This window comes from Candidatus Bathyanammoxibius amoris (genome assembly GCA_024451685.1).
Taxonomy (GTDB): Bacteria; Planctomycetota; Brocadiia; order Brocadiales; family Bathyanammoxibiaceae; genus Bathyanammoxibius; species Bathyanammoxibius amoris.
In genome coordinates this window covers 137035-158200 of record JAMXCW010000001.1, presented here as the reverse complement: position 1 = coordinate 158200, position 21166 = coordinate 137035, and the positions used below count along the sequence as shown (strand labels likewise).

The window sequence follows — 21166 nt, the reverse complement described above, 5'->3', positions numbered from 1 at the left end:
TTACAGCAAAACTCAAAAAAATTGATTATAGCGATGAAAGAACGTTCTTGCAAAGGGGTTTTTGTCTAATCAACCATTTACAGATAACAGCAGAGGGATTTGAAAGGATAATTTGGAAGATAAAGGCTCTATTTTTTCTTCCCTCGTGCGGCTTCCTGGTGTTTTGCCTGGAGTTTGTTGAGTTTACGTTCGAGTACGGTTGTCTTCTTCTCCATATCGGCTATAGTCCTGCTGGCGGAATCGGCCTTTTTGGCAAGTTCTTTATTTTGTTCGAGCAACTGCCTGTGCAGGCGTCTGTCTTCTGAAACAGTCTCGTAGTGCTCCAGCGCCTGTTTTACTACCTTTTCCAGATGGTACCTGTCCCACGGTTTAAGTATAAATTTAAACACGCCCAGATTGTTTATTGCCTCGGCTGCGGCCTGGATGTCCGCGTAGGCGGTCATTACTATTCTCACGGCGTGGGGTACGGTCTCCCTGGCCTTTTCTAAAAACCCAACGCCTGACATTATGGGCATCCTGACGTCTGAAATTATAAGTTCTACATTATTGTTGCGGAGGAGATTGAGTCCCTCCTCGCCACTCTGTGCCAGGAGTACGTTGTACCCGATCCGTTTAAAGGTCCTCTCCAGGGAGCCCAGGACCTTTTCGTCATCATCAACTATCAATATCGTATATTCTTCCGGCTTCATAAGTTAAATCGTTATTATGCGGATTCAGTGCTTATCCGCGTTCCGGTGAAGAGGTGTCTGCTTTTGCCCCAAGGGGCAAGGTTATCTTAAACGTCGTACCTTTCCCGACGGTGCTCGACACCTCTATGTCACCCTCCGCCTTTGTGACCAGGTTGTAAACGATGCTCAATCCAAGCCCCGTACCCTTGCCCACGTCTTTCGTGGTGAAGAACGGGTCAAATATTCTCTTTAGATCCTCTTCCGGAATGCCTACGCCCGTGTCACTTATTTCGATGCAGACCGCCTGCCCCTGCCGGTAGGTCTTGATGCGTATTTCCCCGGAGTCAGGGATGGCATGGACCGCATTCAGAAACAGGTTTGTAAAGACCTGGACCAGATACTGGGGATAGGACGATATCTCCGGAAGCTCGGCATAGTCCTTCGTTATCTTTACCTTGTACTTGAGTTCGTGCCGTACGACCTCCAGAGCGGCATCTACCGTCTTGTTTATGTCAACGTGGTCGAGTCTGTCCCGTCCGGGATGTGAGAACTCATACACGGTTGAGATTATCCGCCGTATCTGTTCCGTCCCCGCGCTGGTGTCGTCCAGGCATTTCTGCATCTCCCCCAACGTGTGGAGAACCTTCTTCTTATCCAACTGCTGCCCCTCAATAGAGGCAATATCTCTAACATAGTCCTTCATCAGTTCGAGATTGTTTATTGCATAGCTCAAGGGGTTATTTACTTCATGTGCTATACCCGATGCAAGCGTGCCGAGAGAGGACATCTTTTCCGCCTGAAAGAGCTGTTTCTGCGTCCTTTTCAGCTCGTCCTCCATCCGCTTGCGCTCGGTGATGTCCCAGAAGATACCGAGTATGCCGACGGTATTGCCTTTTTCATCCTTAACGGGTGTTTTGACCATATAGACAAAAAACTCTTTTCCATCACGAAAGTATTTCTCTTCTATGTCTTCCGTCTTCCCCAATTTCATAATTCTTTTGTCGCCCGCCCTGTGTTTTTCGGCCACCTCCTTCGGGTAAAAGCCATAATCTGTCTTTCCGGCTATCTCCTCAGGCTTGATCTTCAGGTCTCGCGCGTAGTTTTCGTTGCAAGAGACGTAGACCGAATCTTTATCCTTATAGAATATCTTTTGCGGCAGGTTTTCAACCAGTGTTCTGTACTTCTTTTCACTTTCCAGGACCTCTTTCCCCCTTTGCGCCATTTGCTCCGTATATTCCTTTAACCTGCCGGTCATCGCGTTAAAGGAGAGGCCCAGGTCCTTGAGTTCATCCTTTCGCTTCAGTTCTATCTTGTGGTCGAGGTTTCCCTTGGCAACTATTTCAGTGCCGTCTTTGAGTTTTCTGATGGCAACGCCCATGTTTCTTGAGACAAAAAAGGCGACCAGGAACGCCATAACCGCCGCAGAACAGTTAAGTATAATAAACAGGTTCCGAATCCTGCCAAGGGGGGCAAAGGCAGCGCCGTAGTCCCTCTCGGCCAATATTACCCAACCTGTCTCTTTGACAGGTACTGCTGCACCCAGCACCCAATGCCCCGAGGGGGCTTTATACGTGTCAATCACTGCCATGTTCTCTGCAAACGCCTTTTCTATCACGGACGTACCGGCAATATCCCTCGAATGCGCGTCCGTTAACCCGCCTGACGTTGCCAGTACAAAGTGGTCTTTGTTTAAGATGTGAATCTTGCTATGGTCCCTCGGATTTGTACCTTCGCCGGGGATATACAGACTTTGCCTTATGGTATTCAGCAGTACGCCTATCGAAACCCTGTTGGCTATAATACCTATCGGCGTATGCAGGTGCTTATCGGTTAGTAAGGTAGAGAAAATAAGGTCCGGTTCACCGGTACTGTCCATCGGCATTGTTTCCCTGCCAAAAACGGGGCCGGTCTGTTCAAAATGGAGAAATGGCTGTGTGAAATACCGTTTCCCTGAAATGTCTTTCCCGGCCTGGCCACCGGACGTCGAGGCGACAATCTTCCCGGTAGTGTCTGCGACAAAGACCTCGATAATACCCGGGTCAAGGCTCTTTTTGTTCACCTCGAGGTGTATATTGAGGTCCTGCCTTATCTTTTGTGATTCCTCTACCTGGAGCGTCAGAGCCCTGGTGGCATCTCTGATGTACCCGTCTGAACTAAAGCCCTCAACCCTGGCCAGGTTTTCACCCAGGATGGCGGCTATATCACCTTGAATGCCCCATGCCTCTACCTGCAGCTCGTTAAACACGTCCTGCTTGATCTGGCCTTTAACAAAAAAGTAGCATACCGTGCCCGCAATCGTTAAAGGCAACAACGCAACCAGCATGAACCAGCAAAGCAGGTTCACGCCAAAACGTGTTAAAATCTTTCTGGGCATATAGCCCTTCGATTAATACAGGTTAGACAAAACTTCCGCCCCGCAAGGACTCAAGGACAAGGCATATCCATTACCGGTACTACAACACTTATACCTCCGCGCAGGTCGCCCAGCTTATACCCCATCGCGTTGTCACTGCCGTAATTGCTCTCCATGTATGCCCTGACCTCCGGGGGCATGGCCTCGTACGTGGAATGGCAGACCACACATTCCTTTTCCATATATAACGGCTTCATGTAACGATAAACCTCTCTACCGTCCATCTCGGTCATTTCTCCGAAACTCTCTTTCATTCCGTTCTCTTCGAGTATCAACAGTGTCTTTTTTTCCCACTCGTCAGGTTTGTTCTGGGGGTTCCTGACCCTGAGGGCCGTCTGCTTCAACTTGTAACCCGTCCTGAGGCTGAAGTCGTTGGCTACACGGCTGCCGGCAACCGCCGGCACAAAACCCTTGAAATAGAAGTTTCCCGTCTCGGGGTCCCGGTTTATGAGCTTCTGGTTTTTCGCAATAACGTTACGGATGGAGAGAAGCATGGTGGCACTCGTGTCGGCAATACATTCATACATACACTCCAACTCTATCGTACGTTTGTTTTGGGACTCAATGTCTTTTTCGCGTGCGCTGACGTCTGATAACAACGCCAGGCCAATACAAAATGCCGTCAAGAAACAAACCAGACGAAGATTATTATACATCACAAAACGGCCCTCCTGACGAGAATGCGTGCATAAACTAGCTCCCTCAAGTCCGGTAACAATTCGTTAAACGTTTTTCACGTAGACACAGAACACAAACACCGCAAGAATTGAAGCCTCCCGGCACAAGGACAGAGCCAACAGCGCTCCGCAGCGGTGGGTCATCATATACTATCAGTACTGCCGGTTGTCACTGTTCACGCGTCGTTCGCACACCGAAACATATTTTAGCCTATTTTAGCGTCTTTTCCAGGCTAAAAGCCTCGCAGGGCATTCTATAAAATAAATCTGCATTCGTAAGTGTAGAAAATAACTGTAAAATAGACGTTCCTTTTCGTGGTTTCTGTCGGACTGCAGCAGCTTTGTCGTGGAAGTCTTATGTGGTTTTCAGTTTGAAGGAAGACTTCCGCGTCCCCTTTGACTCCTTCATAAGACCCTCGGTCTTAATCCTCAGGCGGAGATCACTCATGCCGTCGGCATGGGACAGGGCGGTCTCATAGCTTATCTGTCCCCCCTTAAACAGTTCAAAAAGGGACTGGTCGAAGGTAAACATGCCTTCCTGGTTCCCCTTTGCCATCGTCTCTTTCAGCAGTTCCACCTCCCTCTTGTGTATAAGGTCCTTGACCCGTGGCGTATCGAGTAAAATCTCCATGGCGGCCACCCTGGAGCCGCCGGTCGTGGTAGGGACGATCCTTTGAGATACGATTGCCCGGAGGTTCAGCGACAGCAGTACGTATACCTGCTCGTGCATGGCCGCGGGAAAGAAGGTCAGTATACGTTCAATCGCCTGATTGGCATTATTGGCGTGCAGCGTACTCATGCAGAGGTGTCCGGTTTCGGCAAAAGAAAGTGCCGCCTCCATGGTCTCCGTGTCACGTATCTCACCGATAAGGATAACGTCCGGCGCCTGTCTGAATGCGTTCCTCAGGGCATCTCCATATGAGTGGGTGTCTGTGCCCACCTCCCTCTGCGTGACTATTGAACGCTTGTGTGTATAAAGAAACTCTATGGGGTCCTCTACCGTGACGATATGCCCGGATGCGTTGGAGGCCCTGTAGTCCACCATCGCAGCCAGTGTGGTAGATTTACCGGAGCCCGCAGTGCCCACAACCAGCACCAGCCCCCTCCTGCTCATCGATATATCCCCAAGTATGGGGGGCAGGCCAAGCTCTGTAAAACTCATCACGCGATGTTTAACGTGTCTTATAACCAGGCCGATGGAACTTCTCTGATAACACATATTCACCCTGAAACGGCCGAGGCCGGGATACGAAAGGGCGGAATTCAGCTCGCGTTCCCTCACAAACGCCTCTTTCTGCCTGTCACTCATCAGGGAGAAGGCCAGCTCCTGTATCTGCTCACGGCCGAGAGGTTCCTTATATTTATCCGAGACCGTCAGGTCATCCTCAATGCGGTAGGTTACGGGCACACCCGTGGTAATGTAGATGTCAGAGGCCTTCCTGCGGACCATTTCTTCCAAAAGTTTTTCTATATCCATAACCAGACCCCGGCCCTAAGCCTTTTCCGGCTGATTACCCAACGCCTTTCCCTGCTGATTGGCCATCGCCTCAGGGCTGCTCAGGTGGGGCAATATGACGTCCATACCCACCAACCCGGCGTTATACAGGTCAATAAGCGCCGCATCCATCGTCTGCATACCCATCTGTTTACTCGTCTGCATGGTAGCCGGTATCATCGCCACCTTTCCGTCTCTAATCTGGTGCCGGATGGCCGGCGAGCCCAGCAGCACCTCTACGGCGGCCACCCTGCCCTTGCCGTCCTTACGTCTTAGCAGCACCTGAGACATAATAGCAGATATCGCCCCTGAGAACATGCTGCGTATCTGTGACTGCTGGTCTCCGGGGAAGGCGTCTATTATCCTGTTAACGGTCTTTGACGCACCCGAGGTATGGAGTGTACCGAGCACGAGATGGCCTGTTTCTGCGGCTGTCATGGCGAGGCCGATGGTCTCAAGGTCCCGCAGTTCACCCACCAGAATAACATCGGGGTCTTCCCTCAATGCCGCCCTCAGAGCCCGGGCAAAGCTCTTTGTGTGTGTGCCAAGCTCACGCTGATTTATCAGACACTTCTTTGGCTCGTAGGTAAACTCTATGGGGTCCTCAATAGTTATAATATGAAGCCTCTGGCTCTGGTTTATCATCTCTATCATGGCCGCCAGAGTGGTAGATTTGCCGGACCCCGTAGGCCCTGTGACCAGAATAAGCCCCTTGGGCTTCTTTACCATTTCAGCGAGGATGCCGGGAAGCCCAAGTTCCTTCAAAGTCGGGACCTTATTCGGTATGGGCCTGAACGCAATCGCCTCACCGCGGTTCTGGAGATAGGCGTTCACCCTGAAACGCGCTATACCCTTGAAATCCAGCGAGAAGTCTATCTCATGGTCCTCCTCGAACATCATCTTCTGTCTATCGTTGAATATGTCGTAAAGGAGGTCATGGATATCCTCTCTCTTCAACGGGGGTGAATCAATCTTCCTTATCTCGCCGTTAACACGCAACATCGCCGGCTCACCCGCGCTGAGATGCAGGTCTGAAGCCCCCTCCTCTTTGGCGAAACGGAGAAGCTCGCTAATATCCACCACCGCCTTCTTGCGTTCCAACTCGCCAGGCACCTCCCCTTACTCAGCATGTGATATCAAAGACGCAATAAGCTCTTTTTATACAAGACTATGCGTAATTTGATATATGACAAACCCCCTGTGACGGAAACTATAATAACACAGCGTAAGGTCCCGTATCGGACGCAGAACAAACATGTCTTGTGCGTTTATAAGATGCTATAAATGAACAATTCGCTCGTTTTAACGTCAAAACACACGTTTCACAGAGGTTCAAAACTACCTTCCATTCCCGCCGTGGCGTAGTTACTGCAACAGCAGGGTAACTCGCCTTAAAAAACTACAGCAAATTGCCACTAAACAGAAGCCCATTGACTACCGCAGCCGCCACACCCAGCACGATTAATGCAAGAATCATTATTTTCACCCTCTTACTCATCTCTTCTCCCTATAAATATAAATTACGATGAATAGATATCTTGCCCCAATACGATACTTTCTGGTCCTGATTCTTTTACCTTTTTGTCCACATTTTTGTCAAGTCTTTTCTATTGAACCATTAACGTGGTAACGATGTTTGACGCGAGGCCTTATGGCTGTCCCTACAACAACGGAACGCCCGTAGGGGGGGCACGCCCGCCCTGCGGCACCCGCAGCAGCGCCAAGTTCCTGCCAGGAAGACACTTAGGCAAAAACCCGTGCCATGTAAGTACCGTAATACAGCTGGATCAGGACTACAAACAATGTAGCACCAACTACAAAATTTGTAGCTTAATATGCCTGCACAAGAGATGCAAACACCAGTGTATGCAATGACTTATATCATAACCTCTTTACAGTGCGAATCTTATAATATTAGCATTCCACCCCCCCCCCACGGTATCTTTCTGGCATGGAGATTGCGAACTATATTTATGGGATATGTGTCTTTAACCGGAGTAAAGGATTTGTTAAATGATTAACTGGGTGCTAGTTAGGGTGGCCGAATTGAGGTCCTCACGGGGTCTCACACTCATGGAAATTGCGATAGTGGTAGCAATTGTGGCGGTACTCGCGGCTACCGTTATGCCTATTGCCCTGGACAAGGTTAATACCGCGAGAAAGGTTTCCGCCAGAGCCGAGGTTAAGAGTATCGCTACGGCCATAGTTACCCTTTATAACGACACGACAGAGTTCCCCACCAGGAAAGGCGCGGATATGGACAAGATAGAGGTGTTGAGAACCGGGAGTGACAGCACTCTCGACCCGAACTTCGTTTCGGAAATAAGCGCTCTGTGGGAACTTTCGGAGGCGGATAAGTTAAGCAACCATCTCCTGGTAGACAATCCCGGCGGTGTTGCCGATGCTTATGAGGACAACAACGGTGCTTGGAGAGGGCCGTATATAGGCGAGGTGGGTACGGACCCCTGGGGAAGGAACTATCTGGTGATAGCCAAGGGGTTCTACGATTCGGGCACAAGCGAGGCCCCTATCTATGCCTGGGTGCTCTCCGCCGGACCTAACGAGACCATAGAGACCGATAAAGACTCGGAGACATTGAACTCCGACCCCACAACCGGCCTGACGTCAAACGGTGACGATATAGGATATCTGATGCTGTCCGGCGGCATATGATTGTGGAGAGGAGAACGGTTTATCTGGGGGGCAGAACCGACAAGAGATGCATTGAGCGTTAGTGTTTGTTATTTTGTTAGTAGTTTTTAAACCTTAGGGCATTTTTAAGAGGGTAAGAAAATGACAAAAAACCTTAGAAGTGCGAGCGGTTTTACACTGATTGAAATCGTCATCGTGCTGGCCATAATCGCCGTGCTGGCCGGTATACTGGCCCCGACCCTGACCCGGTACGTGGGTGATTCCAGGAACAGGAAGGCCCAGGCGGACACGCAGCACATCGCAACGGCATTAGCCGCTTTGAACGCTGACACCTTAGACTGGCCTATTTCGACGGATTTAAGCGCTTCGCCTCCAACTGAAAATGTTGACATGCTGGCAGGATCTGGAGACGCCGCTGTTGACGGTACTGGGACAGGCTGGACGATAAAAAAAGTCGCTTTGCTCCAGGATGACCTTTCCGACCACATTTTCACGAATGGTGCGGTCTATGACTCCACCGGCAGACGTCGCTGGAGAGGTCCATATCTGGAAAAGATCGATGAAGACCCCTGGGGCAGCGCGTATCTTGTTAACGTAGAGTTCCTGCAGAAAGGCAACGTCAACGGCACAAAGCCCGTGTTTGTGCTCTCTGCAGGTCCCAACAAGGTCATTGATACCAACTTTGACCAGGCCGGACCTACTATCACGGTGGGCTTAGACGACATCATTTTCCGTATCAAGTAAGCGCAGGTGCGGGTGCCGCAGGGGGGCAATAACCTGTACCCCTGAAACGGCACTGGAAATTAAAAGGAGTAGAAAAATGACTAAGAACCTTAGAAGTACGGGTGGTTTCACACTGATTGAAATCGTCATCGTGCTGGCCATAATCGCCGTGCTGGCCGGTATACTGGCACCGACCCTGACCCGGTACGTGGGCGATTCCAGGAACAGGAAGGCCCAGGCGGATGTGCAGCATATCGCAACGGCACTAGCCGCTTTGAACGCTGACACCGCAGAGTGGCCTATTTCGTTGGTTTCAAACGCTTCGCCTCAATTGGAAACTATTGACATACTGGTAGGAGCCGGAGACACCGCTGATGACGGTACTGCGACAGGCTGGGAGGCCAAGGTCACTGGGGCGCCGGATGACCTTTCCGACCACGTTTTCACGAATGGTGCGAGCTATGACTCCACCGGCAGTCGTCGCTGGAGAGGTCCATATCTGGAAAGGATCGATGAAGACCCCTGGGGCAGCGCGTATCTTGTTAACGTAGAGTTCCTGCAGAAAGCCAACGTCAACGGCACACAGCCCGTGTTTGTGCTCTCTCCGGGTCCCAACAAGGTCGTTGATACCGACTTTGAACAGACCGGGACCGGGGGGACTATAACCGTGGGCGGAGACGACATCGTCTTCCGCATCAAGTAAGCGCAGGTGTGGGTGCCACAGGGCTTTAGCTCTACGATACTCTCATCAAAGGCGGTGCGTCGAGACGCACCCTGGGACTGTAGCGTCCGATCCTCGCTGAAGGTGAGTCCGCCTCAGGCGCGATCCGTATCGGACGAAGAGAAGATGCAGGGACAGCCCTTGTGGCTGTCCGCGGACAGAGATAAACCCTGTCCCTGCTACAGAGGACAAAAAGGGAAAGCAACCTTGTTCAACAGCGCTTATCATGGTAATGTGCGTAAGTTAGCCTGATTTTTATGGCTGACGAAACCTTAAAATAAAGAGGGTAAGAAAAATGAAGCTATTAAGGAGGGCAAAGAAGCTCTTCTCGGGGCTGAAAGATAGAAAAGGGTTTACACTGCCTGAGGTGGCGGCTGTGGTAGCCATTACGGCCACACTGGCGGCAGTCGTAGTACCCGTCGCGATAGACCAGATCGAGTCCGCACGCGTGGCAAAGGCAAAACAGGACGTTGACGGTATAAGCGCCGCCATATCCCTGTTCCACAAGGATACCGGCACATGGCCCACCAGGACAGGTGAGACCTCTCCAACCGGCGTAGAGGTACTGAGGAGCGGTTCGGTAGACGCAAACTTTAATCTTTTCGCCACAACAGGACTTGGCGGCAACGTGCAAGACCCTGATGCGGGCGATGCGGGTGCAACTTGGGGAGGCAGCACCACCGAGGTGCAGGCATTGGTGAACCACCTCACAATCGACAATCCCGGCGGCACTACCGCCACTCCTAACGGCTTCTACATAGCCGCCGATGTGAACTGGGCGGGGCCGTACATGGCCCAGGTGTTCAACGACCCGTGGGGCAGGAACTATCTGATATATGCTAATGCCTTTACGAATCGTACAACCGGCACGGGGGTGGGCCTTGTATTCAACTACGTGTGGATAATCAGCGGCGGGCCGAACGAGACGCTGGAGACGGGCGTGAACTCGCCCATCCTGAACAACGAGCCCGCTCCTAGTAGCCTGGGGTTGTCCTCCACGTCCGATGACATCGGGATAATGATGTTCCAGAAAAGGGCGTCCATCAGCGGCGTATCTGATTAATACGGCCTGGCTTGTTGTGCGGCACGTTTTGGCAGGGCGGTTCAGAGCCATTAGTCCTGGGGCATGGAGACTGCAGCGTTCGATCCTCGCTGAAGGTGAGTCCCCCTCAGGCGCGATCCGTATCGGACGAAGATGTAGGGACAGCCCTTGTGGCTGTCCGCGGACAGGGACAAACCCTGTCCCTACAAAAGACAAAGTAGCTGCCCCATTTATGGGGTCACAGATAAGCTCGATAAATCGAGCAGCTACAGGAAACAGCTACAGAAGACAGGCTGGTGCGCCAAGTCGCAATATCCGCATCAGGAGGCGTGACAGACCTGCCTATGGCACGGCCCGACCAGTAACATTTGTAGGGGCAGGCTTACTCTGCTAACATATCGGTAGGGGCAGACCCCCGTGCCTGCCCTAGAAACCTACAAGGGCAACCACAGGGGGTTGCCCCTACAGAAAGTCGAGCAAGCCTTCGGGCTGAGGCCCTTGAGGCCGAAGGCTCGACCAGTACACAATCCGTAGAGGGAACAGGTGGAAAAGTGAACAGCAGGCGTAAAAACGGTTTTACACTCTTAGAGATTGTAATAGTACTTGCCATTGTGGGGATAATGGCGGGTATACTTGTCCCGACGGTAAGAACCTACCTAGGGTCGGCGAAGACCCGGAGGGCGGAGCAGGACACGAAGGCCCTCGGTGAGGCGTTGTTGGCCTTTAACAAGGACACGGCACGCTTTCCTATATACGCAAACGGGACTTTGACCAGCCCGAGTGATACCGTATTTGACGTTCTAATCACCTCGGATGGGGATACACCTAGTGGCTGGTCCTTTAGCACATCCGACACATTTGAAAACCAGCTAAACGAGAACAAGCCGAGTGGCACTGGTGGTGGGAACGCATATTCCGAGAGCGGGGAATTTGCCTGGCGGGGGCCTTATATGGGCCCTATCCGGCAGGACCCCTGGGGAAACCAATACGTGTGCAACGCGAACAAGCTCCTGCCCAACGCCAGTAACGCGGTCTGGGTACTATCCGCCGGACCCAACGAGACAATCGAAACAACGTTTTCGCAGGGGAGGGATGCGCCGACAGTCGACGGCGACGACATCGCCTACCGTATAAAATAAGGGATGGCGGTCCGTTTACAGTAGAAATAAACGGGGTTTCGTAGGGGCAAGGTTGAAGGGGAGCGGGCAGCTCTCATCCCTTGCCGTTTTTGTTGGTCAAACATGCGGCAAACAACTGTCTGTCCGCGCCGTGGCCAGGAAACAATCACATACCCGGACTCTTTCATCACATAACTTCTAATAAAGCAGAAACATAATTACGTTAACTACTATAGCGGCCACTGCAATAGGTATCGCTACGATAATCAATATCCTCTGCCGTGAGGTATTATACCATTTCTTCTTCTTCTTCTTCATGCCGTCCTCTCACTTTAGCAGTCCCCACAACCTTTAATGCACCTTTTCAGAACTCTCATAATATAACATCCGGCCGGCAGGCGGAAAATAACCCCGCGGCCAAATCCTTCCACATATCAGACCAATAAACCCGTCAGTATAATGGCAACCTCCGGTATTACCACTTTAATTATCAGCGCCGCCTGTCCCTTGCGCCAACCATTCATTTACACGTCTTTAGCTCCGCATAAGCGCACACAGACAAGCTCATTGACCGAGACCCGTGCCCTCCAGAACAATATTGAACCGCTCAAGGATGGTTCCCTTGGCGGCCTCAAGCTCTCCCTGCGACTTATGGTGCTCTGTCAGGGCCCTAATCGCCCTTGCTTCCTGTGCGGCCAGGGAATTTTGCGCCCTCAAGACCTCGATGTTTGTGGTCCTCCCGACGGCGTATTTCTTCTCCTCCGCTTCCAGCCTGCGTCTGGCATATTTCAGGGTCTTCCTCGTGTTCCCTACAAGCTTCCGGCTCGTGCGCAAGCGCCTCACGACCTCTCTCACATCAACAATTATCTTGCGCTCCTGTTTTGAAAGTTCCAGCTGGGCCTTCCTCTTTTCATACTTTGCCTTTGCGTACTCGGCACGTCCCTTCCTGAGGCCTATGGGTATCTTGAAGATGATTCTCGCGTATTCCTCCTGAAAGTCCCCTGTAAGCAGTGATTTCTGGGACCTGTCGAGGTGTCTAGCCAGCCCGCTGTATCTCAGACCGCCTTCCAAATCCAACTGGGGGAGGAGTTCGTTCCTCTTCCTTCTTCTCTCTATCTCTGTGTTATCCAGCGTGAGTTTTTGTTCAAACAGTTCCGGCCTGTTTTCAAAGGCCACGTTTATGGATTCCTCCAGGCTTACGTCCCTCACGTCAAACACGGGTTTGTCTACGGGGATAACCGATATCTCGGCAAGCCACGGGGCGCCGCCCGGACTGAAGAAATTAAGGAGATACTTCAGTTCGTCCTCCATGTCCTGCACATCTCTTTCGGCGAGGATTATTTCTTCCTCTCTAAAAGCAACCTCTTCCTGGTCTACCATTAAATCCAGTGGCGCAAGGATTCCCGCATCCACCTTGAGCTTATCGCTCCTCAGGAATTCCTGGGCCCTGGTCAGGGCCTGGTGCGCGACCTTCAGGTCCTCGATAGTCCTCACAAGGTCCCAGTACGCCTTCTGGATCTCGTTTGCTACGTTTATGGCGATCCTTTTAAAGGCGTAAAGAGATATCTTTTTGTCGTTCCGGGCCATGTAAATCTTGCTTCTGGTGTAGAATATGCCGAACTTCTTCAGCAGGGGCTGCGTGAAACTCACCTCAACAAAGGTGTCAACGGCCGGATTGAGCGCCACACCTCTACTCGTGCTTCGCAATGTCTTGTCAAGAAAGTAGTCTACGTTGAAGGTCGCACCTATGGGGGTCAGCATGCTGAGCGAGACGTCGAGCGTCTGGATTTTCCGGTGCAGCTCACTGGGCGCAACACCCGTGATAAAGTCAGAGTTGATGGGGTCGTTGGGGTTTCGAAACCCGCCTTCCGCCTCAAAGACCGGGTCAAAGGGGGCCTTCTGGACGGATATGTCTTTGTCTTCGATAAGCGGGTCTATTCTGGCAATCTCCATGTCCAGATTGTTCTTGAGACCGATAAGTATGCAGTCCGTCAAGGAGAGGTTTAGAAAACCAATACTCGTGCTAAACTCCACGGCACCCTTTTCCGGAGGATTAGCCCCTTTTTCTTCTGCCCGCGCGGCCGGCCCAAGCAACAGGAACGCCGACAGGCAGAGGCATAATAAGGTCTTTTTTATCATATTATGTCCTCCTTACTTCACACTAACCGGTAAAGATTTATTTCGCGCCAGAGCGGTATAGCTCATCCGGCCCGGCATGTATCAAGCGCGGCCTCGAATCCAGATGTCCTTTTCTCATGGCAAAAGGGCGCTATCTGACGGCCAGTATAAGGGACATGGCCTCAGCCCTGGTCGCAGGGTTTTCCCTGAAAATACCCCTCACCACGGAAGTCTGAACCTTCGAACCGGGTTTCTTCACTCCCCGCATGGTCATACACAGGTGCTCGGCCTGGATTACCACGAGCACCCCCCTGGGCTCGAGTGCGTCCATAATGCTGTCTGCGATGTCAGTTGTAAGCCGCTCCTGGACCTGTAACTTATTCGCGTGTAGTTCTACCACGCGGGCAAGCTTGCTTATTCCCGTTATACGGCCTGCCTTGGGGATATAGGCCACATGGGCCATACCCACAAACGGCAGGATATGGTGCTCACAAACGGAATAGAAGGGCAGGTCTTTTAGCAGGACTACCTCGTCGTGACCTGTGGCCTTCAAGACCTTTATCTCCTTACCTGCATCCACCCCTATCCCGCCAAAAATCTCCTTACACATGTCCGCAACCCTTTCCGGTGTGCCGCGCAGGCCGGGGCGGTCCGGGTCCTCCCCGATGGCTTCCAGGAAAAGGTGTACGGCTTTTATTATTTTTTCGTGGTCCATCAAACCTTTTCTCTCTATAGAAGACCGTAGTCCTTGAGGGCCTCCGTCAACTGCTGCTCATGGGCCCCGGCCATATCGCAAAGGGGCAGCCTCATCTCCCCGTTCAGCCTGCCCAGTACCCTCATGGCCGTCTTTACGGGAATAGGGTTTGTCTCTATGAACATGGCCTTTGTCAGCGGGTAGAGCCTGTCGTGTGCCTTTCTGGCCGTCTCCAGGTCTCCCTTAAAGAAGCTGTCTATCACGGCGCGCGTATCCCCGGGCACAATGTTGGCTACTACGGAAACCACGCCTTTTCCGCCTATTGAAAGGATGGGAAGGATTAAGGAATCCTCTCCCGAAAGTACGGTTATGTCGCACAGCCTCAGGATTGCGCTAATCTGGTCAAGACTGCCGCTGGCCTCTTTTATTGCCACAATGTTCTTCAGCTCGGCGAGCCTTGCAACGGTTTCGGGGGAGGTAGACACCCCGGTTCTCGATGGCACGTTATAAAGAACGATGGGTATATCCGCCTCTTCAGCCAGGGTCTTAAAATGTCTGTAAAGTCCCTCCTGCGTCGGTTTGTTATAATACGGTGTAATGACGAGTGCGCCGTCAGCGCCGGCCTTGCGCGCGTACCTGGTCAGCCTCAAGGCCTCGCGGGTATTGTTAGAGCCTGTGCCGGCTATTACGGGCACGCGGCCCCGGACCATCCGGACTACTTCAGATATCACCTTTTCGTGCTCCTCATGCGAGAGGGTGGGAGATTCCCCCGTCGTACCACACGGAGAGATGGCACTGGTGCCCTCGCGTACGTGGAACTCTATTAGTTCCTCCAGCTTTTTGAGGTCTACTTCACCGTCCTTAAAAGGTGTAACCAGCGCCACTATCGAACCGGCAAACATCTGTTCTCTCCCGCTTCTGGGGGTTTTTGTCGTCCCGGACGCACGTTTCGGGTCTAAGAACGCACCCTGGGCCGCCCGCCCGTCTTTGCCCGCAAACTATGTTTATATATCAACTCCTTCATTTCTTCAACCGCCTTCTTAATCCCCACAAACACTGCCCTTGAGATGATGCTGTGGCCTATGTGGAGTTCTTCGGCGCCTATTTTTTCTACAACAGGCCCGACATTTTTGTACGTAAGGCCGTGACCGGCGTTTACCCTTAGCCCCGCTTCTCTGGAGAGGCCGGCGCACCGGTAAAGTTTCTCGAGCATGTCCATCTGCTCGGTCTCCGTCTCCGCATTGGCATAGGCGCCCGTGTGGAGTTCTACAAATTCCGCCCCTACCTCCCTGGCTCCCTGTATCTGTTGTGTCTCAGGGTCAATAAACAGACTTACCGCTATGCCCCGTTCCTTAAACCTCTCAATCAGCGGGGCAAGGACCTTTCTCCGGGAAACCACGTCAAGCCCGCCTTCGGTGGTAATCTCCTGTCTCTTTTCAGGTACGAACGTAACCTGTGCAGGCCCCTCTGCCAGGGCTAATTCTACTATCTCACGGGCCATGGACATCTCCAGGTTTAACTTCGTAAACACCGTCTGTTTGAGCAGTTTCAGGTCTCTGTCCTGTATGTGCCTGCGGTCCTCCCTGAGGTGTATAGTAATGATGTCGGCCCCTCCCAGGTCTGCCAGGGAGGCTGCCGTTACCGGATCCGGTTCATAGGTCATCCTGGCCTGCCGAAGCGTAGCCACATGGTCTACGTTTACCCCCAGCTTTGTCATTTCTTTGCTGCTTCGCCCCCCGTGATGTCCAGATGTATGTCCGGCAGCTGTTCGTCTAATTTCACCATCGGGGGTAATTTGCAGATGAGAGGCTCTTTGTATGGTCCGGGGGGTTTGAGATCGCTCACGTCTACGTATACGGACGGCGACATTAATTTATCCAGGACTGACCGTGGGCCCTTTACCTTGAGGTTGACAAACTTCTGCTCCAGTTGTACCTCGTACGGGAAGTCAGGCGGCTCAAGGAGCCTTACCCCTACCCTCTCGAACTCCTTGCTTTCCAATTCCTCTGCGATATCAAACCACACGTTAACCACCCCTTCACACTCTACAGGGGCCGTTAAGGTCTTATCGTCTCTATTAATTATCACCCTCTGTTCCAGCGGCACCTGCCATGGAAACGTACGGTTTTGGTCGGGGGTCAGATTGGATATGTCAATTGGGAGCGTTTTCAGTACCGTCGCGTCTCTGAGGATGTTGGCCGGGCCGGTCACCTGTACCTCAAACGGGAAGAAAAACTCCCCGGTAACCTCGTAACCCGGTGGTGGTTCTCCCCATTTTTGAAGCTCCACCGACAGGGTCTTAGTCTCCCGTTTCACCAGCGTGAACTTCACCTTCTTGGGCCTTACCATATCCAGCTTGACGTCATAGGGGAGATTAAAATTCTTCTTCTCGAGAATCACCATTTCCTCAATAACGTCTTCGTTCTCCCTGCCCTCAACGTACACCCCGCATCTGGCAATTATCTTTCTCTGTCCTACCAGTTCGGATACATAGTCGATACCGCCCTTTGGCCCTTTGAGCCTTATATCAACCGTGGTTGCAGACTGGTTAAGCAACGTATACCCCGGAGGAAAAGAGACCTCCAGGGGTACCGTGGAGCTTAATTCACCCGTATACTTTCCCGTTGCGAACAGCCAGAGTGCCAGGGCCATCGCAAGGGCCATGAGTTTCGCACCGAGATTATTGAATAGCGCTTCCTTGAGCAAGTCTATCACCTCTAGAATTTCCGCTACCGCCCTTTAACAGACGACCCAGGGCTTTTTTCAGGTCTTTTTCATCCAGCCCACTGTTGATTTTTCCCTTTACGGCAAGGGAAATAACCCCTGTCTCCTCTGAGATAACGATTGCGACTGCATCGGTTTCCTCGGTAAGCCCCATCGCGGCCCTGTGACGTGTGCCAAGGGATTTGTCCATGGTGGGGTCATCGCTCAGGGGTAACAGGCACCCGGCCGCGGCCACCTTTTGTTCCTGAATTATAACCGCCCCGTCGTGCAGCGGAGAACCGGGCCAGAATATCGTGTTTATAAGTTCGCTGGATATATTTGCGTCAACGCGCGTTCCCGCCTCCACAAAATGATCGAGCCCCACCTTTCTCTCAATGGCGATAATCCCGCCCAGCCCGTTCTTCGCCAGGACGGAGGCGGCCACGACCACCTCATCTAACATAGGAGACTCGCCCTTAAAGAAAACCCCCAGGAATGGGTTCTCTCCGAGCCGGACCAGCGCACGGCGCAGCTCGGGCTGAAAAAGGATGATGAACGGTATCGTAACCATCGGTAAAAACTCTGTAAGGAGCCAATCTATAGTATAGAGCTGCAACTTGCGCACGATAACGAGCAGAATTACCGTCGCAATGACCAGGATAAATACCAGGCCCCTCATGACCCCGACACCACGGGTACCCTGCATAAAGCGGAGCATGAAATACAACATCAAGAATATGATGAATATCTCTGCCGCCGCTTTAAGGGCAACAAAAAGGTCTATATCTCCGTATAACCGGTCCATTTTTCTTAAGATTCTCTGGTAACGGCCGCGCAGACAGCGGTGAAGTGTACCGCTTCACGCACTTGATGCACCCTCACAATCTTGGCGCCATTATTGATGGCCAGTGCAATGGTGGCAAGCGTTCCATACAACACATCGCCAGCGTCCGGCGCTTCCCCATTGTCTGTCGAACTCAGGACGTGCCTTATAAAACTCTTATTCGAAGTGCCTACCATAATAGGCAGGCCCAGGGACCTCAATTCACCTAATCGGCGCAATACCTCCAGCGACTGACCGGGACTTTTCCCAAAACCTATGCCGGGGTCAACTATTATGTTCGATTCATCAACACCGGCACTCACGGCCTCGCCGATTCTCTTCCTCAAAAAAAGTGTAATTTCCGCGAGCAGGTCTTTGTACGCAGGGTTTTTGGGCATGCGGTGGGGCCTGCCTTTCATGTGCATGATGACGACGGGTGCGTCGGAAGAGGCAACCACCCTGGCCATGTCTTCATCCCCAAGTCCGCTAACGTCGTTTACGATCTGCGCGCCGGCTTCAAGTGCCTTCTCAGCAACACGCGCGCGGCAGGTGTCGACTGAGATGGGCACCCTGGTGTGGCTGGAAAGCCCTTTAATGACAGGAGTTATCCGCCTGAGCTCTTCTTTCTCAGAAACAGTCCCGGAGCCCGGCCTGGTTGAGACGCCACCTACGTCTATTATGTCCGCTCCCTCCTCTATCATCTTAAAGGCGCGGGCTAAGGCCTTTTCCGGTTCATAATAACAACCGCCATCATAAAAGGAATCGGGCGTCACGTTAAGAACCCCCATTACGCAGGTCTTCCGACCGAGTTTCAGGGTACCCTTACCATAAGTGATACGGAAAGACTCCTTCCTGTATCTGGAAACCGTCTCCCCTGCCGCATCCAGGACATGTTCTATACCTGCCCCTGCATCTCCAGGAGAAGGACGGGTCCGTCCCAAGGCCCGCTCGCTAACAGACAAGAACGCCGAGCGGGAAGCACCGTTAACCACCGTATTAAGTCTCCCCCCCACGCTTGAAGCCCACTTGCTGAGCAGGTCACGCTGTGTCCCACTCAGGCCGTCCAGGCTCAGGGTACAGTGCGCACCTCCCCCGCCACCCTCACGCCGGAGACCCTTTCTCTCCAACTGTGAGATGTCCAGTACCCTGGGATTGTACCTGGTAAGGATATCTACCAATTTCTTTCCATCAAATTAACGACCTTTGCTGCGAGGTCCGTGAACGCCTCTATCTCGCCAAACTCAACGTCCTCGTCCCTGGTCGCGATGAACTCCGCGGCCGCAGATACAGCCCTGTTATTCATTAAGAATCTTCCGGTCCTCTGGTCTTCCCATGAAATCACCACGGTAACCGTTACACGACTTTCTACAACCACTGCATCGGGGTTCTCTATCAGCACGTTTTCCTGCACCTCTTTTATTTTCCCGGTGAGGATTGTATCGGCGTGCCTTTTGTCTACAATCTTGAGTTGTGTCCTGTACAGTATCTCTTCTTTTATGGCCCTGGTCAGGTTGAATTCCAGCCCGCGGCGGAACGTCTCATTATCAAAGATAGGCACGTATATACTGCGTACGTTCTGCTCGATAAGTGAGCGAGACGTATAACCACAACCCGCAAGAAACAATACCAGAATAATCAGTATGCGCTTTATCACTTTCTGACGGCATCAATCTTTTTCAAAAAGTCAATTGTATCCTGTGATTTCGCTGCCCATCGTGTGTTGGAGAATCTGCTCACTATCCTCTTCAGGTACACCATGGCCGACGCAGGCTTCCTTTTGCGGAGGTAGAACTCGGCGATGTCATACTCTTTATGGGCTATAAAATCTTCGACTCTGTGGATGTTCTTCTTCGCTTCATCAGCAAGAGTACTGTCTGGATAATTCGCAAGGTACTCCTCAAACCCGTTTCGAGCCTTCCAGAGATTATCCATGTCCCTCTCCCTGCGGAGCTCCAGACTCAGCTTGCACAACGGTATACGGTACATGGAATACGGCGCCCACTCACTCTTCGGATAATTCTCAAGTACACCCCTGTACGCATCTTCGGCATTCACAAAATCCTCGCCAAGGAAATACGCGTCTGCCATCTTCACCTGAGCGTCGGCCGCCAGAGGGCCCTGCGGATTGTGCTCTATGATTCTCTCGAATATCTCAACAGATTTCTTCGGCTTCACCTGCATAAGCCCCAAGCCCGCCTCAAGCTCTTTTTTGTACACCAACCCGGTTATTCTCGTACCCGGAAACATTTCAAGGAGCCTCTCGTAGGCCCTAAACGCCTTCTTATACTTACCGGCCAGAAAAAGGGATTGACCGATATTGTACTGACACGGTTCAGCGAGGTCGGTATCGCGGTGTCTGTCTAATACAGCCTGAAATTCCTTTACCGCACTTTCGTAATCGCCGTTCACCATCAGCGCGACAGCAAGCTTGTAGCGCTGGTCCGGGACGCTGGGGTCCAGGGTCAACGGGTCTACCCACCCCGTCCCTTTGTTCCACACCCAGTCCGCATAAACACCGGATGGAGAAACCACCAGAATCGCCAGTATAAACGACAGAATAAGACGCTTTCGTTTCATACCACTAACTTTCGCATCTCCACGGGCCTATTCAATACAAACGTCATACAGCCCTGGCTTAACAACCTGATCTCCTCTGAGACCTTCTGGGGCAGCCGAAGGCGGTCACACGTCGTGACACAGGAACCTGCCAGGAAGACTGCCGCCCTGACGGCGCCTGGTGAGAGACCGTGATGCGCCTTTCCTCCCGCGCACCTTCTACACAACAACCCTTTATCGACGGGGCTGAAGACTGCTCCGGGCCTCCCAGCAAGGTCAGCACCACAGTTGGCACACTCATCTAACTGTGGCAGGTAACCCAGAAGCTTCAGCGTTTGAAGTTCGAAGGCGCGTAAGACCACGTCCGTGTGTTTAGTCAAAGAAAGGCTGAAAAGGGCATTCAATATTAAATCAAAGAGAGGCTCATTTTCATCCCCGTCCCCGGTAAGCTCACAGGCCAATTTTACGACGTGGCAGGCCGCATAGAACCGCTCAACGTCCTTCCTGAACGCCGGAGAGTCTCCGAGTGATTCCCACTCCGTCAGCAGATGCAGGTCCGTATTTTCCTTTTGTATGAAGACTATCTCCATGTGTGAAAACAACTCGATGGCACCGGGGGGTTTCCTCCCCGCGCGCTTTGACCCCTTTGCCAGCGCACGGACCTTCCCGTGAGTTCTTGTGTAGAACGTGACTATCTGGCTGGAATTACTATAATCATTCCGCCTTAGTACTACTGCCTGTGTCTTACAAAACCCCATAAGCT

The 21166-nt window shown here is 52.2% G+C and carries 20 protein-coding genes; 5 read left to right on the top strand and 15 right to left on the bottom strand.

Translation table 11 applies throughout. The annotated features are described in order from the left end of the window. Positions 1-128: 128 nt before the first annotated feature. The 5 genes from NOU37_00800 to NOU37_00780 form a co-directional block, all read right to left on the bottom strand. The gene (locus NOU37_00800) at positions 129-689 is read right to left on the bottom strand and encodes a response regulator (GenBank protein ID MCQ4573778.1); all 561 of its coding nucleotides are present in this window, start codon (positions 687-689) and stop codon (positions 129-131) included. Between the two features lie 31 nt (positions 690-720). Further along, on the bottom strand, positions 721-3042 hold the full coding sequence (locus NOU37_00795; GenBank protein MCQ4573777.1) for an ATP-binding protein: 2322 nt from the start codon (positions 3040-3042) through the stop codon (positions 721-723). A 50-nt stretch (positions 3043-3092) separates the two neighbouring features. Next, positions 3093-3737 carry a DUF3365 domain-containing protein gene (locus NOU37_00790; GenBank protein MCQ4573776.1) on the bottom strand — a complete coding sequence of 215 codons (645 nt, stop codon included), beginning with the start codon at positions 3735-3737 and terminating at the stop codon, positions 3093-3095. A gap of 376 nt (positions 3738-4113) precedes the next feature. Continuing rightward, entirely contained in the window at positions 4114-5235 is a 1122-nt protein-coding gene (locus NOU37_00785) for a PilT/PilU family type 4a pilus ATPase (GenBank protein MCQ4573775.1), read from the bottom strand. 15 nt (positions 5236-5250) lie between these two features. Further along, a complete protein-coding gene (locus NOU37_00780; GenBank protein MCQ4573774.1) occupies positions 5251-6354 on the bottom strand; it encodes a type IV pilus twitching motility protein PilT in 1104 nt (367 codons plus the stop codon). 912 nt (positions 6355-7266) lie between these two features. On the opposite strand from NOU37_00780, the gene NOU37_00775 reads away from it, so the two are divergent. The 5 genes from NOU37_00775 to NOU37_00755 all read left to right on the top strand — a co-directional run bounded on the left by NOU37_00775 (position 7267) and on the right by NOU37_00755 (position 11530). Continuing rightward, complete coding sequence (locus tag NOU37_00775; GenBank protein MCQ4573773.1) at positions 7267-7926, top strand: type II secretion system protein GspG; 660 nt, start codon at positions 7267-7269, stop codon at positions 7924-7926. A gap of 120 nt (positions 7927-8046) precedes the next feature. Beyond that, positions 8047-8649 (top strand): prepilin-type N-terminal cleavage/methylation domain-containing protein, encoded by a 603-nt coding sequence (locus tag NOU37_00770; GenBank protein ID MCQ4573772.1) that lies wholly within the window; start codon positions 8047-8049, stop codon positions 8647-8649. Between the two features lie 76 nt (positions 8650-8725). Continuing rightward, positions 8726-9331: a prepilin-type N-terminal cleavage/methylation domain-containing protein gene (locus NOU37_00765; GenBank protein MCQ4573771.1), complete on the top strand. Its 606-nt coding sequence runs from the start codon at positions 8726-8728 to the stop codon at positions 9329-9331. Between the two features lie 313 nt (positions 9332-9644). Beyond that, positions 9645-10412, top strand: coding sequence for a prepilin-type N-terminal cleavage/methylation domain-containing protein (locus NOU37_00760; GenBank protein MCQ4573770.1), 768 nt, complete (start codon positions 9645-9647; stop codon positions 10410-10412). A 530-nt stretch (positions 10413-10942) separates the two neighbouring features. After that, entirely contained in the window at positions 10943-11530 is a 588-nt protein-coding gene (locus NOU37_00755; protein MCQ4573769.1) for a prepilin-type N-terminal cleavage/methylation domain-containing protein, read from the top strand. Positions 11531-12073: 543 nt separating this feature from the next. On the opposite strand, the gene NOU37_00750 is transcribed toward NOU37_00755, so the two are convergent. From NOU37_00750 to recO, 10 genes are all read right to left on the bottom strand, one after another. Next, the gene (locus NOU37_00750) at positions 12074-13648 is read right to left on the bottom strand and encodes a TolC family protein (GenBank protein MCQ4573768.1); all 1575 of its coding nucleotides are present in this window, start codon (positions 13646-13648) and stop codon (positions 12074-12076) included. 130 nt (positions 13649-13778) lie between these two features. After that, positions 13779-14342 carry a GTP cyclohydrolase I FolE gene (folE, locus tag NOU37_00745; GenBank protein ID MCQ4573767.1) on the bottom strand — a complete coding sequence of 188 codons (564 nt, stop codon included), beginning with the start codon at positions 14340-14342 and terminating at the stop codon, positions 13779-13781. A 14-nt stretch (positions 14343-14356) separates the two neighbouring features. Continuing rightward, entirely contained in the window at positions 14357-15223 is an 867-nt protein-coding gene (dapA, locus tag NOU37_00740; GenBank protein MCQ4573766.1) for a 4-hydroxy-tetrahydrodipicolinate synthase, read from the bottom strand. Positions 15224-15276: 53 nt separating this feature from the next. Continuing rightward, positions 15277-16038, bottom strand: a complete 762-nt coding sequence (locus NOU37_00735; protein MCQ4573765.1) for a pyridoxine 5'-phosphate synthase — start codon at positions 16036-16038, stop codon at positions 15277-15279. Further along, positions 16035-17027, bottom strand: a complete 993-nt coding sequence (locus tag NOU37_00730; GenBank protein ID MCQ4573764.1) for a CdaR family protein — start codon at positions 17025-17027, stop codon at positions 16035-16037. The genes NOU37_00735 and NOU37_00730 overlap by 4 nt, the downstream gene beginning before the upstream one ends. Further along, positions 17002-17829 (bottom strand): diadenylate cyclase CdaA, encoded by an 828-nt coding sequence (gene cdaA, locus NOU37_00725; protein ID MCQ4573763.1) that lies wholly within the window; start codon positions 17827-17829, stop codon positions 17002-17004. Before cdaA ends, NOU37_00730 begins: the two co-directional genes overlap by 26 nt. Before the next feature lie 5 nt (positions 17830-17834). Continuing rightward, positions 17835-19025, bottom strand: coding sequence for a dihydropteroate synthase (gene folP, locus NOU37_00720; protein MCQ4573762.1), 1191 nt, complete (start codon positions 19023-19025; stop codon positions 17835-17837). Further along, positions 19019-19501, bottom strand: a complete 483-nt coding sequence (lptE, locus tag NOU37_00715; protein ID MCQ4573761.1) for an LPS assembly lipoprotein LptE — start codon at positions 19499-19501, stop codon at positions 19019-19021. Before lptE ends, folP begins: the two co-directional genes overlap by 7 nt. Further along, the gene (gene bamD, locus NOU37_00710; protein MCQ4573760.1) at positions 19498-20424 is read right to left on the bottom strand and encodes an outer membrane protein assembly factor BamD; all 927 of its coding nucleotides are present in this window, start codon (positions 20422-20424) and stop codon (positions 19498-19500) included. The genes lptE and bamD overlap by 4 nt, the downstream gene beginning before the upstream one ends. Then, positions 20421-21161 carry a DNA repair protein RecO gene (recO, locus tag NOU37_00705; protein MCQ4573759.1) on the bottom strand — a complete coding sequence of 247 codons (741 nt, stop codon included), beginning with the start codon at positions 21159-21161 and terminating at the stop codon, positions 20421-20423. Before recO ends, bamD begins: the two co-directional genes overlap by 4 nt. Positions 21162-21166 lie beyond the last annotated feature (5 nt).